At 68.4% G+C, this 15,040-nt stretch carries 11 protein-coding genes; 1 reads left to right on the forward strand and 10 read right to left on the reverse strand.

What is annotated here, in order from left to right; genetic code table 11:
* Nucleotides 1–64: 64 nt before the first annotated feature.
* The 6 genes from CQY20_RS35680 to CQY20_RS26635 all read right to left on the reverse strand — a co-directional run bounded on the left by CQY20_RS35680 (nt 65) and on the right by CQY20_RS26635 (nt 8,859).
* Nucleotides 65–658 carry an adenylate/guanylate cyclase domain-containing protein gene (locus CQY20_RS35680; protein WP_234816428.1) on the reverse strand — a complete coding sequence of 198 codons (594 nt, stop codon included), beginning with the start codon at nt 656–658 and terminating at the stop codon, nt 65–67.
* Nucleotides 604–1,398 carry an alpha/beta fold hydrolase gene (locus CQY20_RS35685; protein WP_234816429.1) on the reverse strand — a complete coding sequence of 265 codons (795 nt, stop codon included), beginning with the start codon at nt 1,396–1,398 and terminating at the stop codon, nt 604–606. The genes CQY20_RS35680 and CQY20_RS35685 overlap by 55 nt, the downstream gene beginning before the upstream one ends.
* A 55-nt stretch (nt 1,399–1,453) precedes the next feature.
* A complete protein-coding gene (locus CQY20_RS26620) occupies nt 1,454–3,016 on the reverse strand; it encodes an MFS transporter (protein WP_097943189.1) in 1,563 nt (520 codons plus the stop codon).
* 80 nt (nt 3,017–3,096) lie between these two features.
* A complete protein-coding gene (locus tag CQY20_RS26625) occupies nt 3,097–4,530 on the reverse strand; it encodes a short-chain fatty acid transporter (RefSeq protein ID WP_097943191.1) in 1,434 nt (477 codons plus the stop codon).
* Nucleotides 4,531–4,534: 4 nt separating this feature from the next.
* Nucleotides 4,535–5,467: a bifunctional Delta(1)-pyrroline-2-carboxylate/Delta(1)-piperideine-2-carboxylate reductase gene (lhpI, locus tag CQY20_RS26630; RefSeq protein WP_097943193.1), complete on the reverse strand. Its 933-nt coding sequence runs from the start codon at nt 5,465–5,467 to the stop codon at nt 4,535–4,537.
* A gap of 23 nt (nt 5,468–5,490) precedes the next feature.
* Entirely contained in the window at nt 5,491–8,859 is a 3,369-nt protein-coding gene (locus tag CQY20_RS26635) for a molybdopterin-dependent oxidoreductase (protein ID WP_097943195.1), read from the reverse strand.
* A 103-nt stretch (nt 8,860–8,962) separates the two neighbouring features.
* Between CQY20_RS26635 and CQY20_RS26640 the strand changes: the two genes are divergently transcribed.
* Nucleotides 8,963–9,610 carry a GntR family transcriptional regulator gene (locus tag CQY20_RS26640; protein WP_097943197.1) on the forward strand — a complete coding sequence of 216 codons (648 nt, stop codon included), beginning with the start codon at nt 8,963–8,965 and terminating at the stop codon, nt 9,608–9,610.
* A gap of 48 nt (nt 9,611–9,658) precedes the next feature.
* Here CQY20_RS26640 and CQY20_RS26645 read toward each other — a convergent pair whose 3' ends face one another.
* From CQY20_RS26645 to cobO, 4 genes are all read right to left on the reverse strand, one after another.
* Entirely contained in the window at nt 9,659–11,239 is a 1,581-nt protein-coding gene (locus CQY20_RS26645) for an MFS transporter (protein ID WP_097943199.1), read from the reverse strand.
* Between the two features lie 33 nt (nt 11,240–11,272).
* Nucleotides 11,273–12,472 (reverse strand): uroporphyrinogen-III C-methyltransferase, encoded by a 1,200-nt coding sequence (gene cobA / locus CQY20_RS26650; RefSeq protein ID WP_097943200.1) that lies wholly within the window; start codon nt 12,470–12,472, stop codon nt 11,273–11,275.
* 94 nt (nt 12,473–12,566) lie between these two features.
* Complete coding sequence (locus CQY20_RS26655) at nt 12,567–13,952, reverse strand: cobyrinic acid a,c-diamide synthase CobB (RefSeq protein WP_097943201.1); 1,386 nt, start codon at nt 13,950–13,952, stop codon at nt 12,567–12,569.
* Nucleotides 13,953–14,250: 298 nt separating this feature from the next.
* Nucleotides 14,251–14,865, reverse strand: coding sequence for a cob(I)yrinic acid a,c-diamide adenosyltransferase (gene cobO / locus CQY20_RS26660; protein WP_097943202.1), 615 nt, complete (start codon nt 14,863–14,865; stop codon nt 14,251–14,253).
* Between the last annotated feature and the right edge of the window lie 175 nt (nt 14,866–15,040).

The raw sequence follows: 15,040 nt of genomic DNA on the forward strand, positions 1-15,040 counted from the left end.
TTAGGTGGTTCTCCCCCATCAATGACCAGGCAGTGCCCTCACGGGAACCGCCGTCACGCGACGGCTAGGGCACCTTGACGCGGAATACCTCGGTGTCCTCGGGCAGTCCCTTCAGACGACGCGGGCCAAGCTCTTCGAAGACGAGGCCGGAGCCGACGGACAGATCGCGCACGGTGCGGCTGGCAAGCACCTCGCCCGCGCCGGCCATCGCACCGATGCGGGCACCGACATGCACGGCCATCCCGCTCCATTCCTCGCCGCACTTCTCGCATTCGCCGATGTGCACGCCGGCCCGGATCGGGATGCCGTGCGTGGCCAGTGCGGGCACCAGATCCAAACCGCAGCGCGCGGCCTTCGTCGGACCGTCGAACAACGCGAAGATCCCGTCGCCGGTGTGTTTGGCGCGCCGGCCGCCGTATCTGCCCAGCACGGTGTCGACCAAGCGGTCGTGGTCGTCGAGTTGACGGCGCCAGTATTCGTCGCCGCGCGCGGCGAGCATCTCCGTCGAGCCGACGATGTCGGTGAACAGCACCGTGCTCAACACACGTTCGGCGGGCGTCGCATCGGCCTGCTGCCCAACGAATTCCAGCACCACCTGCGGGATCACCTCGATGAGGTCGGTGGCGTAGTGTTCACCCGGCGGCAACTCCCGCAGCACGGCGTTCGGTATCCGGTCCGCCAACTCCACCGCCGCTCGAACCGCGCGATGCGGTCGCCTCGCCGACCCAACACCAGGGTCGGTGTGCGAACCGCGCCGAGGATGTTGCGCACGTCGATCTCCTCGACGGCTTGCCATGTCAGGCGCGCGGTCAGCGGGCTTGCCGACGCCCGCTGCTCCTTGCCGAACAACTCGCGAACGCCGGGTATGTCGGCGACGGGTCCGAAGAAGAGTTCGGCGAGAGCGCCTTCACCCCAACAGTTTTCGATCTCGGTGTAGCCCGCGGTGGTCTGCTCGGGGGTGAAACCCCATGGCCGCTCCGGCAAGTCCTCGGTGAACCGTGCCGTCGTGCCGAGCAGCAACAGCGAGCGCACCTGCTCCGGATAGGTCGCGGCGAAAAGCAAGCTCATAGGACCGCCCTCGGAGACGCCGACCAACACCGGATAGTCCACGCCGGCGGCGGTTAGGACGGCCCGCATGTCGTCCATGCGTTCCTCGAGCGTCGGCACGCCAGTCACGGGATCCGACAGGCCGGTGCCGCGCTTGTCCCACACGATCAGGTGCACGTGCCGGGCGATCCGTTCGGCCATGCTCGCGTACAAAGTCGTCGGGTCGTCGTAGAGATCGACATTGCTGACCCAGCCGGGCACCAACACCACGGGCACATCGCCCTCGCCCATCTCCCGGTAGGCGAGTCGAATGTCGCCGTTTCGCGCGTATTTCACGCGGCCGATGCCCACAGCGCAAAGTGTGTCACCGCGTGGCCGCGGGTCGGCCGGTTTGCTCTACGCCGCCTTATACGCCGTCGACTTCGCTCTCGCTTGCCCCGCCGTTCTTGGCGTCGTCGAGTTCGCCCGCTTCGAACGCCTCGCGGATGTGTTGGGCGGCCGCGATCTCTCGGGCGCTGAAGCCGATGCCAAGCGCGGCGGCGCCGACGACCACCGCGACACCGGCGACCCACAGCAGCGAGTAGGTGTAGCCGGCGTCGAGCGCATCGAGTTGGCTTTCCGTCATGTCGGCCACCGGTCCCGTCGTTCCACCGAGATACAGCGTGCGCGATACCTGCACCGCCTGGATGACCACCAGCACCAGCGGGCCGCCGAGGTTGTAGACCATCAATTGGATCGCCGATACCGGGCCGATTTCGCGCGGGCCGACGCCGGCGACAGCGCACAACGGAAGCACCACCGAGATGACGCCGATTCCGAAGCCGCCCACCACGATCAGCGTGACGAAGTCGGGAAAATAGGAGATCGTCCGGTCGAGTGTGGAGCCGTACAGCATCGCCGCGAGAACCAATGTCCCGCAACCGATGATCAACCACCGTGGGGCGATGAGCGGCGCGGTGCGCGTCGCGAGCAGGGTGCCCAACCCGAACGCGCCTGCGAACGGGAGGAACGCGATGCCTGCGCGCAACGCCGAATACCCCATCACGTCTTGCACGTACAGCCCGATGATCACCGTCGCGGTGAGCATCACGCCGCCGGCCATGAACAGCGAGACGAAGGTCATGACGCGGCTGCGGTTGTCGAACACCGAGAACGGGATGATCGGGTGCTCCGCAGTGCGCTCGACGATCAGGAACGCCACCAGGAACACCACCGCGGCGACGCCCGCGCCGATCACCCAGGGATCGATCCAGCCGCGCGGCGGGCCCTGCGTGAACACCAGCACGGCCGACGTGCACGCCAGCGTCGCCAGTGCCGCGCCCGCGACGTCAAGCTTGAGGCGCTCGTGCTGCGTCTCGGCGAGGCGGGCCACCGCGATCCAGACGATGACGATGCCGATCGGGACGTTGATGAGAAACGCCAGTCGCCAGGACACGACGGTCAGCGCGCCGCCGAGCACCAGGCCCAGCACCGACCCCGACGCCTGCATGGCCGCCGACACCGCGAACGCCCTGTTGCGGGCGTGCCCGACGGCGTAGGTGGTGGCGATCAGGGCCAGGCCGGTCGGCGCCGCGACGGCCGCGCCGATGCCCTGCACCGCGCGAGCGACGATCAGCGTCACGCCGTCGGTGGCCACCCCGCACACCAGCGAGGCGATGGTGAACACTCCGACGCCGGACAGGAACGCCCGTTTGTGGCCGATCGCGTCGCCGACGCGGCCGCCGATCAGCAGCAGGCCGCCGAACGTCAGCACATAGGCGGTGATGACCCAGCTCTTGCCCGCGTCGGACAGGTCGAGCTCGTCCTGCAGCCTCGGCAGCGCGACGATCACGATGGTGCCGTCGAGCGTCGACATCAGCTGCATGCCGGTGATCGCGAAGATCGCAATGCCGAGCACGCTCGTCGTCAGCGGCCGCCCGGCCGCCTGTGAACGGCGGGACGACTCGCTGGAACCGCCCGTCGCAGACATGGTTCGCCAGCCTACCCAGCCCTGCGATTTGGGCGCGCTCAGCGGCGCTGAGCCCACGCCAGCGCGCCGAAATCGCGGGATCAGAAGAACAGCGGCGCCACCAGGAACGCACCCGACACGACGACGGCGTAGGCGATGAACAGCGTGAGCAGGAATCCCATCACGTCGCGGAAGCCGAGCCGGGCGATCGCGAGCAGCGGCAGCGCCCAGAACGGCTGGATCGCGTCGGTGGCCATATCGCCCCACGCGTAGGCCAGCACCGTCAATTCCGGTGAGACGCCGAGGTTGGCTGCGGCTTCGGCGATATAGGGCGCTTCGATCGCGAACTTCGACCCGCCCGACGGCACGAACACGTTGACCAGGCCCGAATACCAGTAGGTCACCAGCGGGAAGGTGTGCTCATTGGCGATGGTGGTGAACCAGCCGGCGATGCGCTCGCTGAAGCCGGTCGCGGTGAGGATCCCCAAAATCCCTGCGTAGAACGGGAATTGGATGATGATGCCCCACGCGAACGAGCCGCCGCGCTCGGCCTGCTTCAACAGCGACGCCGGGGTGCCGTGCAGGAGTATGCCGAGGAACAGGAAGATGAAGTTGACGGTGTTGAGCGTGATTCCGGAGAGGAGGCCCTCCTCTAGGCCGGTGAAGTAGATGACGATGTAGATCAGCCCGATGCCGCCGATCACCATGTTGACCCAGCGCGAGTTCTCGATGCGTTGGGCCGGTGTCAATTGCACGGGAGCGGTCGCCGCGCCGGGCCCCTCCGCGCGCACAGTTTCGTCGTCGACGTCTTCGGCCTCCGCGATGCCTGCGGGCGGAGTCACGGTCTTGTCCGGCCGCGGATGGATCAGCGGCGTCATGACCACCCACAGCAGGATCACCACGACCGTCAGCACCATGTTGAACGGCGAGAAGATCGTGTCGCTGACGGGAATCAGGCGACCGAAGAATTCCTCGGCGAAGTTGCCGGGCGTGGCCACCAGCAGCGGCGCGGACGCCGACAGACCGGCGTGCCAGGTGCCCGCCATGCCGAGATAGGCCGCCGCCACCAGCAGCCGGTAATCCACCTTGGGCTGCCGGGCGGCCATGTAACGCACCAGCACCGCCGAGCCGATCAACCCCAGCCCCCAGTTGATCAGCACCAGGATCATGCTGGTTGCGGCCATCACCGCGACGGCGCTCTTGGGGCCCTTCGGCCGGTCGGCCACCCAGGTCAGCAGGCGGCGGAACGGCGGCGAGGTGGCCACCACGAACCCGGTCAGCATGATCAACGCCATCTGCATGCCGAACTCGAGCAGTTCCCAGAACCCGTCGCCCCATCCCGCGATCAGGTCGCCGGCCTTGCCGATGCCGATCTGCCCGGGTCCCAGGAAGAAGGTCAGGACGAACACCACGAAGGTCAGCAGGACCACGACCACCCACGCGTCGGGCACCCACCGCAAACTCCATCGGCTCAATCCACCGGCGAGGCGCTGTAGCAGCGTGTCCCGTTCCTGTCCCTGCGTTGCCTGCGACATGCATTTACCCTCTCGATGTGCCCGTGACGGATTCGTAGACGACGGTCGCGGCCGCCAGATCTGTCAGCGCTAGACCGACCGACTTGAAAACGGTGATCTCCGCGGGGTCACGTCGACCGGCGTGCTGGCCGCGGCACAGCTCGGTCAAGGTGGCGCGGATGCCTTCGGGCGTCAGCACACCGTCGCGCAACGGCTGCGTCAGGTCGCCCGATTCCTCGATCGCGGTGGGAGTGTCGACGAAAAGGCTTCCCCCGCTGATCAATTCGTCGTCCGCCTCGCGCATGTCCGGGCGGAAGCTGCCGATCAGGTCGATGTGCACGCCTGGGCGTATCCACGCCCCCCGCAGCAGCGGCTCGGTGGCCAGCGTGGCGGCGCTGACGATGTCGGCTCGCCCGGTCGCGGCCGCCAGGTCGGTCACCGCCTGCGCGTGGAAGCCGTCGTCGCGCAACGCTGCCGCCAGCGTTTCGGCGCCCGCTGGCCGAATGTTGTACACCAGAACTTCTTTGATGAGCCGCACCGCGCGGTAAGCGTGCGCGGCCAGTGAGGCGACCGCCCCGCTGCCGACGACAAGCAGGGTGTGCGCGTCCGGCCGGGCCAGGTAGTCGGCGGCCAGAGCGGCGGTGGCGATCGTGCGCCGCCGGGTCAGTTCGGCGCCGTCGAGAACAGCCAACTGTTCGCCGGTGGTGGCGTCGCAAAGCAAGTATGTGGAGTGCAGCGACGGCAGGCCGCGTTCGCGGTTGGCCGGGAAGACGCCGGCGACTTTCACCCCGAGATAACGGTTTTCGTTCCAGCACGGCATCAGCAGCAGCGTGCCTGCGCCGCCGATGTCGTGGTGGTGACGGGTCGGCACCTCGGCGCCGGCCGCAAACCCCGACCGCAGCGCGGGCACCAGACGGTCGAACGGCAACCGCTGGGCGATCTCCGCCGCGTCGATCATTCGCACGTTGTCAGCTCCAAAGATCAGGCGTCTAGGGCAAGGTCGGATATCGGCACGGCCTGACACGTCAGGCACCGGTTGTCGTCGGTGGGATCGGCTTCGGGCACCAGGTAGCGGACACCGCCGGAAAGGACTGGGACCTCACAGCTTTCGCATTGACCAGTGCGGCATCCGCTGAGGATGGCGACGCCTTGTGATTCGGCGAGCGCGAGCAGGCTGCCGTCGGCGGGTGTCCACGTCACGTCCCGTCCGCTGCGAAGGAAACGAACGGTGTGCGCGGCGTCGGGCGGCGGCGTCCAGGTCGGCACGGGCGAACTGAACCGCTCCTCGAAGATGCCGAAGTCGGGCACCCCGCGGGCGGCCAAACCGGCGCGCAGTTGCCGGATCATCGCGTCCGGTCCGCACAGATAGAACCGGGCCCGCGCGGAGATCAGCGCGCCGTCCACGTCATCGGCGGTGATCCGACCCGTGGCGCTGTAGTCCAGCCCGGGCCGGTCGCCAGCCCGCGGCCGCGTGTAGTGGGTGTGCACCTGCAGGCCCGGCAACCCGGCGGCAAGTTCGGTCAGCCGCTCTTTGAACGCGTGATGCCCACCGTCGCGGCAGACGTAATACAGCGTGATCGGATCCAGCGACCGCCGCGCGGCCATCGTCTCCAAATAGCCGATGAACGGGGTGATCCCGATACCGCCGGCGATCATTACCACCGGCAGATCCGGCTCGGTGGGTAACGCGAATCGGCCCGCAGGGGCGGTCAGGCGCACGATGTCGCCGACGCGAAGCGATTTGGTGAGGTAGTTCGACACCGGCCCGTCGCCACACTTCACCGTGATCCGGTATCCGTGCCGATCCGCGGCCGTTGCGGGCCCGGACAGCGAGTAGGACCTGGCTACCCCGTGATCGAGGTGCACCGTAGTGTGTTGGCCGGGGCGGAAATCCGGCGGGGCCGCGCCGTGCGACGGCTGCAGGTGGATCGACACCGTGTCGGCCGCCTCGGCCACTACGTTGGTCACGGTGAACGGGCGCTCGCCGGGCCAGCGCGGCCGGGACTGCGCGACCTTGTGGACGTCGCAAACCAGCGACCGATGCGGCACCGAACCGCTGACCGGGTCGCCGTGGTCGGCGGAGACCAGCAGGTTGAAGTTGCTTCCGGTCGCCGTGAACGGGTCGTAGCCGGGCAGGCCGATGTCGGGTGCGGACTCCCACCACCCGTACTCGGCGGCGACCACACGCTCGTGCAGTGCAGGGTCGAGTTCGGCGCGCATGCGGATCCGGCCGTGGCGTGTCGAAAGTTCTACCCAGTCGTCGGCGGCGATGCCGCGCTGCATGGCCAGTTCGGGGCCGAGGTACACGGTCGGTTCGGCCGCGCGCGCACGCAGCGACGCGATGCCGCGGTGCTGGGTGTGGCAGAAGCGGCTGGCCTTGGTCGAGGTGAGCACCAGCGGAAAGTCGGCATCATCGCCGAGCGGCGAGTCGGCCGGCTCGACGTGTCCGGGCAGCGGGTCGTAGCCGTGTCGGGCGAGCCGCTCGGAATACAGTTCGGCCCTTCGGGTTTCGGTGGCGAAGCCGCGGACGGTGCCGTCGGGTTGCGCGTCGGTGTGTTTGCGGTGCTGACGCGGCAACGGCACGTCTATGCCCTGCGGCCGCTTGCGCAGTTCGGCCACGGTGAGGCCGAGCGGGTCGAGTATGTGCTGCCATCCCGCTTCGATGTCGCCGCCGAAGAATTGCTCGTCGAGCCCGAGCCGGGTCGCCAACGCGAAGACGATCTCGGTGTCGGACCGGCTCTCCCCCACCGGCGGAACCATCCGAGGGCGCAGCGCAATCCGCTCCTGTGCCTCGTGGCTGATCTCGAACCCGGTCTTGAGGGCCTCACGTTCCCAAGGGCTGTTCACCGGCAGCACGATGTCGGCGAGCCCGGCGGTCGGGTTCATGAACAGGTTGGCGTGGACGTGAAACTCGAGGTGCTGCAGCGCTTCCCGACCACGCAGTGGATCAGCCTGCGAGACAAGCAGGTTGGAGCCGAAACCCATCATGGCGCGCACCGGATACGGCTTTTCGTCGAGGATCGCGGTGTACAGGTCGCGGGCGGTCACCCAGCCCTGCGACGGCGGGCCGAGCGGTCGTTCGTCGATGCCGAGCGCCTTGGCCCGTTGCGCCGAGTCGAGCTGGTCGAAACTCGTCACCGCGTTGACCGGCGGTGCGGGATGAATCACGTTGCCGCCGGGCGCATCGAACGAGCCGGTGAGCGCGTACAGACAGGCGATGGCCCGCTCGGTCTGCGTCGCGTTGGTGTGCTGCCCTACGCCGGACCAACTGTGATACGCCACCCGTCGCGCATCGGCGATCGCGTCGGCTAGGGCGGCGATGTCTGCCTCCGGCGCCCAGGTGACGGCGGCGGCGCGCTCCAGCGGCCATTCGGCGCAGCGTCGGCGGTAACGCTGAAAAGCGGTGGTGCAGCGCACGTTACCCGTACGGGTGGACACCACGACGTCGGTGTCGAGCACTAAACCGTCCGGTGCCGGGAGGCGGGTGTCGTAGGGCACGACGTCAGTTCCGTCGAAGCCGACGAAGGAGTCCGGCGGTCCCCCGTCGGCGAGGTCGTCGCCCCGCAGGAGTCGGCCGGTGTCCTCACGCACCAGCAGGGGGCCGTTGGTCCACCGTCGGACGAATTGCTGGTCGTAGCGGCCGGTTTCGATGAGCCGGTTGGCCACGCCGAGGGCCAGCGCCGCGTCGGAGCCGGGCCGCACGCGCACCCACAGGTCGGCCTGCGCGCCGCTGCCCGCCGAGCGCGGGTCGACCACCGCCACTTTGGCGCCACGGGCGCGCGCCTTGGCGATGGCGGTGGATTGGGCCAGCCACACGCGGGCGGGGTTGTGTCCCCACAGCAGGGCCAGATCGGTGTTCGCGTAATCGGCGGTCGGGATGCCGCGGCCGAACGTGAAGGCGTGCGCGTGATCCTTGTGCCAATTGCAGATTTCGGTGGCATAGGCGATGTTCGGGCTGCCAAAGAGGCGGATGAACCGCTCGACCCAGTCGATGCCGTCGGAGATCGGCGTCCCGCTGGGCGATGTCACCGAGAACGCGACGGCCTCCGGGCCGCTCTCGCGGCGGATCATGTCGAAGCGGGCGGCGATCTCGTCCAGCGCCTCGTCCCATCCGATCTCCACCCAGCCGGGGTCTTCGGCGGTCTTGGGATTGGTGCGGCGCAGCGGGCGGGTCAGCCGGCGCGGGCTGTGCACGATCTCGGGGGCGGCCCGGCCTTTCGGGCACAGCGCCGCACCGGTGGGGTGCTCCGGGTCGGGCGCGACGGACAGCAGTCGATCGCCTTCGATGGAATACAGCGCTCCGCACCGGGACCGGCACAGCGTGCAGTATCCGTGGCGTTGGATGGCCATCCCCTCCCCAGTGGACGGTAATCGATTACCGATAAGCGGCTATAGTTGTGCCTTGGCAATAATCTGTCAAGACGCTGTCAGTCCGGCGGCGATCGGAGGGTTCATGAGCACGGCGCTGCGGCGGGTCAGCCTGCGGGAACAAGCCCTGGACGTGCTGCGGCAGGCGCTGGTGTCCGGCGAGATCAAGCCCGGCGACATCTATTCGGCCGCCGCTTTGGCCGAGCGGCTCGGGGTGTCCAACAGCCCGGTGCGCGAGGCGATGCTCACCTTGGTGCACGAGGGCTTGATGGAGGCGGTGCCCAACCGCGGATTCCGCGTCGTCCCGCTGTCGGATGCCGACCTCGACGAGATCTACCGGCTACGGCTCATGCTCGAGGTGCCTGCCATGGTCCAGCTCGCCGAGCGCGGGATCGCCGACGACCGTGAACGGTTGACCGCCCTGGCCGAAGACATCGAAAAGGCCGCAGCCGACCGCGACGTGATCCGGTTCTTGGAGGCCGATCGCGCGTTTCACCTGGAGCTGCTGGGGCTGCTGGGCAATGGCCGGCTGGTGTCGATCGTGGCCAATCTGCGCGACCAGACGCGCCTGTACGGCCTCAAAGCGCTGGCGGCGCAGAACATGCTGGGCTCATCGGCCGCCGAGCACCGGCGGCTGCTCGCCGCCATCGACGCGGGTGATGCGCAGGAGGTGGATCGGCTCGCGCGCGCACATCTCGAGCACACCCGCCGCGAGTGGGCCGGTACCCTGTGATTTCGGCGCGCTCAACGGCGCTTCGCGCCCGTCAGCGCGCCGAAATCGCTAGAGATCGCCTTGCTCCAGCGCGTCCTTGACTTCCTGCGCGTGCGCCACCTGCGCGGCCGTGTACTTGATGAACAACGCCGCGCCGCCGACGATGACCGCCACCGCGGCGACCCACAGCAGGCCGTAGGTGTAGCCCTGGTCCAGCGCGTGCAGTTGCGCAGGATTCATGTTCTTCACCGGGCCCGTCGTGCCGCCCAGGTACAGCGTCCGCGACGTGATGACTGCCTGCACGACCGCGAGCACCAGCGGCCCGCCCAGGTTCTGCAGCATCAGCGCGATCGCCGAGACGGGGCCGATCTGGTCGAAGCCGACACCGGCGATCGCAGACAGGGTCAGCGGGACGACGATCGTGCCGATGCCGATGCCGCCGATCACGATGGGCGCCACCAGGTTCGGGAAGTACGGAATGCCCGCATTCAGCGTCGAGCCGTAGATCATGGCGCCCAGCACCAGGACGCCGCCGGCGATCACCAGCACGCGCGGCGGGAAGATCGACACCAGTTGTGCCGACAACCCGAGGCCGACACCCATCGCGATGACGAACGGGATGAAGCCGATGCCCGCCCGCAGCGCGCTGTAGCCGAGGATGTCCTGCACGTAGAGGCCGATGAGAACGGTCAGCGAGAACAGCACACCGCCGGCGAGGAAGATCGCGGCGAAGACGGCCAACCGGTTGCGGTCCTTGAACAAGTTGAACGGCACGACCGGGTTCGCGGCGGTGCGCTCGACGATGATGAACGCGATCGCGAAGACGCCCGCGGCGAGCACCGATCCGACGGTGATCGGCGACAGCCAGCCCTTCTCGGGGCCCATGGAGAAGCCGAACACCGCGGCCGTGCAGCCGAGGGTGGCCAGGATGGCGCCCGACGCGTCGAGCTTCATCCGCTCCTTGTGGGTCTCACGCAGGCTGGTGCGGGCCAGGTAGATCATCACCAGGCCGATCGGCACGTTCACCAGGAACGCCCAGCGCCAGGACACCTCGGTCAGGGCGCCGCCGACGACGAGGCCCATCACCGAGCCAACCGCCGTCATGGCGCCGAACACCGCCGTCGCCGCATTGCGGGCCGGGCCCTTCGGGAACGTCGTGGCGACCAGGGCGAGGCCGGTCGGGGATGCGATGGCCGACCCGACACCCTGCAGCAGCCGGGCGATGACCAATGTCGTCTCGTCCCACGCGATGCCGCACAGGATCGAGGCGATGGTGAACAGCGCGACACCGACGATGAAGGTGCGTTTGCGGCCGATGGTGTCGCCGAGGCGTCCGCCAAGCAGCATCAACCCGCCAAATGTCAGCACATAGGCGGTGATGACCCAGCTGCGGCCCGCGTCGGAAAGGCTTAGCTCGTCTTGGATCTTAGGAAGCGCGACGATGGCGACCGTGCTGTCCATCGTCGCCAGCAGCTGCATGCCGCCGATCGCGATGACAGCGGCGATGAAGCGCCGAGAGGGCAGCCAGTCGAGATACCTGGCAGTTTTCGCTGCCGCGGGGCTATCCACCCGGTCTTGCAGCGCCCGTTTCGTGCCGCCTTGGGCGTCACGACGGATGGCGGCGCGCTCTGCATCGTTGAGAGCCGTCATAACCGGTTACCTTACAGTAATCTTAGGAATCCTTTAACCGCCGAACGCCGCCACCCGGCCGATCACGATGATCGCCGGAGGTCGTATGCCCTCAGAGCGGATGTCCTCGGGCGCGTCGCTCAGCGTCGTCCGCAACGTCCGTTGCGCGGCCGTCGAACCGTTCTGCACCACCAGGACCGGCGTATCCGCAGGTCGGCCCCCATTCAGCAGCGCCTTGGCGAAAAGTTCGATCCGCTCGACGGCCATCAGCAACACTATCGTGCCGGACATCGCGGCCAGCGCATCCCAATTCACTAACGATTCGGGGTGCCCTGGCGCAACATGGCCGCTGACCACTACAAACTCGTGCGTCACGGCCCGATGTGTGACCGGAACACCCGCCAGCGCAGGAACTGCTATGGCACTTGTCACACCCGGCACAACAGTCACCGGAATCCCGGCATCCGTGCACGCGATCACCTCTTCATAACCGCGCGCGAACACGAACGGATCGCCACCCTTGAGCCGGACCACGAACTTGCCCTGCCTGGCCCGGTCGATGAGCACCTCGTTGATGGCGTCCTGCGCCATCGCCCTGCCGTACGGAATCTTGGCGGCGTCGATCACCTCGACGTGCGGGGGCAATTCGGCCAGCAGTTCGGGCGGGGCGAGGCGATCGGCGACGACGACGTCGGCGTGGGCCAGCAGCCGCCGCCCGCGCACCGTGATCAGTTCGGGGTCGCCCGGTCCGCCGCCGACGAGGGCGACGCCTCCGTGCACGACGCCGGGCGCATCGCCGGTGATCAGCCCCTGCTGGAACGCTTCGTGGATGGCCGACCGGATCGCGGCCGAGCGCCGGTGCTCCCCGCCGGCCAGCACCCCGACGGACAGGCCTTCGTACTCGAAGGTGGCGGGGGTGACCGCGGTGCCCTCGCGGGCGGCGTCGGCGCGGACACAGAAGATGCGGCGACGTTCGGCCCCCGCCACGACGGCGGCGTTGACGTCGGGATCGTCGGTGGCGGCGATGACGTACCACGCGTCGTCGAGATCGGCGTCCTCAAAGGGCCGCAGCGTCACCGTGACTCCGGACATGGCCTCGACGGCCGGCGTCACCGACGGGGAGACGACGTGGACGTCGGCGCCGGATGCGATCAACAGCGGCAGCCGGCGCTGGGCGACGCTGCCGCCGCCGACCACCACAACCTTCTTGCCGGCCAACCGAAGGCCGACAAGGTAGGCGTCCTCGCTTGTCAATGTGCTCCTCGCGTCCGCACCGTCAACTCGCTCCTCGCGTCCGCACCGTCAACTCGCTCCTCGCGTCCGCACCGTCAACTCGCTCCTCGCGTCTTCATCCGGCGAGCCTAGAGCGTGCCGCCGCATCGACGAAGCGAGCGATCGCATGCGGCCTCGCCGCAGGGTGGGTGTGCAGATAGCTGGCGTGCACGCCGGCGTGCACCGCGCCGTCACGAACCGCGGACACTTCGCGGCCGCGGAACACCCACGCAGGCTGGTAGTTGTCGGTGAAAGTGACGGTGGTGCGATGGAATTCGTGTCCGACGGCGCGCTCGCCCTCTTGGTACAGCGACGAGTCAGCGACCGCGGTCGCATCGCGGTAGGCCAGCGTCAGCCGATCGGTGAAACGCGCGCTGCCCGCCAGCACGCCACACATCGGATAGCCCTCGAGTTCGTCGACCAGATACGCCAGGCCCGCGCATTCGGCGTGCACGGGACCGCCGCCGCGGGCCAGCGCCGCGATCTGTTGCCGTACGCGGTCGTTGGCGGACAGCTCGGTGCTGAACTCTTCGGGAAAGCCGCCGGGCAGCACGAGCCCGGCGGCCTCGGGCGGCAATTCGTCGGTGAGCGGGTCGAATTCAATGACCTCGGCGCCCGCTGCACGCAGCAGTTCGGAGTGCTCGGCGTAGCTGAAGCTGAACGCCTTGCCCGCGGCGATCGCGACCCGTGTCCCGGTCTTTTCGCTTCGGCCGCCGACGGCCACTTCGGCGCTCCAGGGCTCGGCGTCGACATGGCCCCCGGCCGCAGCGACGACCGCGGGCAGATCGACGTGCTCGGCGACCAGCGTCGTCATTGCATCCACGGCATCGCGGGCACGGCGGCCGTGCTCGACGGCGGTCACCAAGCCCAGATGCCGTGACGGCACAGACATTTCGTCGACCCGCGGCAGGGCGCCGAGCACCGGGACGCCGGCATGTTCGCACGCCTGCCGCAGCACATCGGCATGCCGCGGCGAGCCCACGCGGTTGAGGATCACGCCGGCGATGCGGGTTGCGTCGTCGAATGTCGCAAAGCCGTGCAGCAGCGCCGCCATGCTGTGGCTCTGTCCGCGCCCGTCGACGACGAGGATGACCGGCGCGCCACCCAGCAGTGCGGCCACATGCGCCGTCGACCCCGTCGCAGGGCCCGTCATCGTGCCCTCGATGCGCCCGTCGAACAAGCCCATCACGCCTTCGACGACGGCGATGTCACAGCCCGCGCTGCCATGCCGGTACAGCGGGGCGATCAGGTCCTCGCCGACCAGCACCGGGTCGAGGTTGCGGCCCGGTCTGCCCGACGCAAGCGTGTGATAGCCGGGGTCGATGTAGTCGGGGCCCACCTTGAACGGCGCCACGCGGTGGCCCGCCCTGCTCAGCGCACCCATCAAACCCGTTGCGACAGTGGTCTTTCCGCTGCCCGACGCGGGCGCGGCGATCACAACAGCGGGCGCGCCGCCGCTCATACCAAACTCCGCGGCACCCAGCCCCACTCCGGCGGCACCCATCCCCACTCCGGCGGCACCCATCCCCACTCCGGCGAGCGTGCGTGTCTGCAGGCGACACGCCGTGCAAATGTCGGCTTTTGCGCACGTTCGCGACCCGTCGCGTCGACACCCGCAACAAGGGCGGGCAAGACAGCCGCGCCAGGCCGAGCCGCCGACCGACAGCTCCGACGCCCCGCGAGCGTGCGCAAACTACGGAATTTCATCGGCGTGTCGCCTGCAGACACGCACGCTCGCGGAAAACGAAATGGGGGGACGGCTACCACTCGATGCCCTTTTGACCCTTGCGGCCGACATCCATCGGGTGCTTGACCTTCGTCATCTCGGTCACCAGATCGGCGGCATCCAGCAGCGGTTGCGGGGCGTCGCGGCCGGTGATCACCACATGCTGCGTGCCGGGCCGCGACGTCAGTGTGGCGATCACCTCATCGAGGTCGATCCAGCCCCACTTCAACGGATAGGTGAACTCGTCGAGAACGTAGAAGTCGTGGCGCTCCTGCGCCAGCCGTCGCGCGATCTCGGCCCAACCGTCGGCCGCCGCGGCCGCATGGTCGTCATCGGTGCCGGCCTTACGCGACCACGACCAGCCTGCCCCCATCTTGTGCCACTCCACGGGACCGCCGACGCCGTGCTCGTCGTGCAGGCGGCCGAGTTGACGAAATGCGGCCTCCTCGCCCACTTTCCATTTCGCGCTCTTGACGAACTGAAACACGGCGATATCGAAACCCTGGTTCCACGCGCGCAACGCCATTCCGAACGCGGCCGTCGACTTGCCCTTGCCCGCACCGGTGTGCACCGCCAGCAGTGGGGCGTTGCGGCGAGCGCGAGTTGTCAGCCCGTCGTCGGGCACGGCCAGCGGACGGCCTTGAGGCATCGTGCAATCCTCCTTACGCGGCCTTACGCGGCGCGGTTCTGCGTCTGGATGAGCTGGGTCAGGTCGTCGGCACGCAACTGCGCCAGTCGCACCGTCGGCGCATCGAGATGTGCCGCCAATTGCGAGGCCAAATTCAGTCGCACAAAGGACGTTTCGCAGTCGACGACGACGGCGG

The organism is Mycolicibacterium agri, assembly GCF_002553505.1.
GTDB classification, from domain to species: domain Bacteria; phylum Actinomycetota; class Actinomycetes; order Mycobacteriales; family Mycobacteriaceae; genus Mycobacterium; species Mycobacterium agri.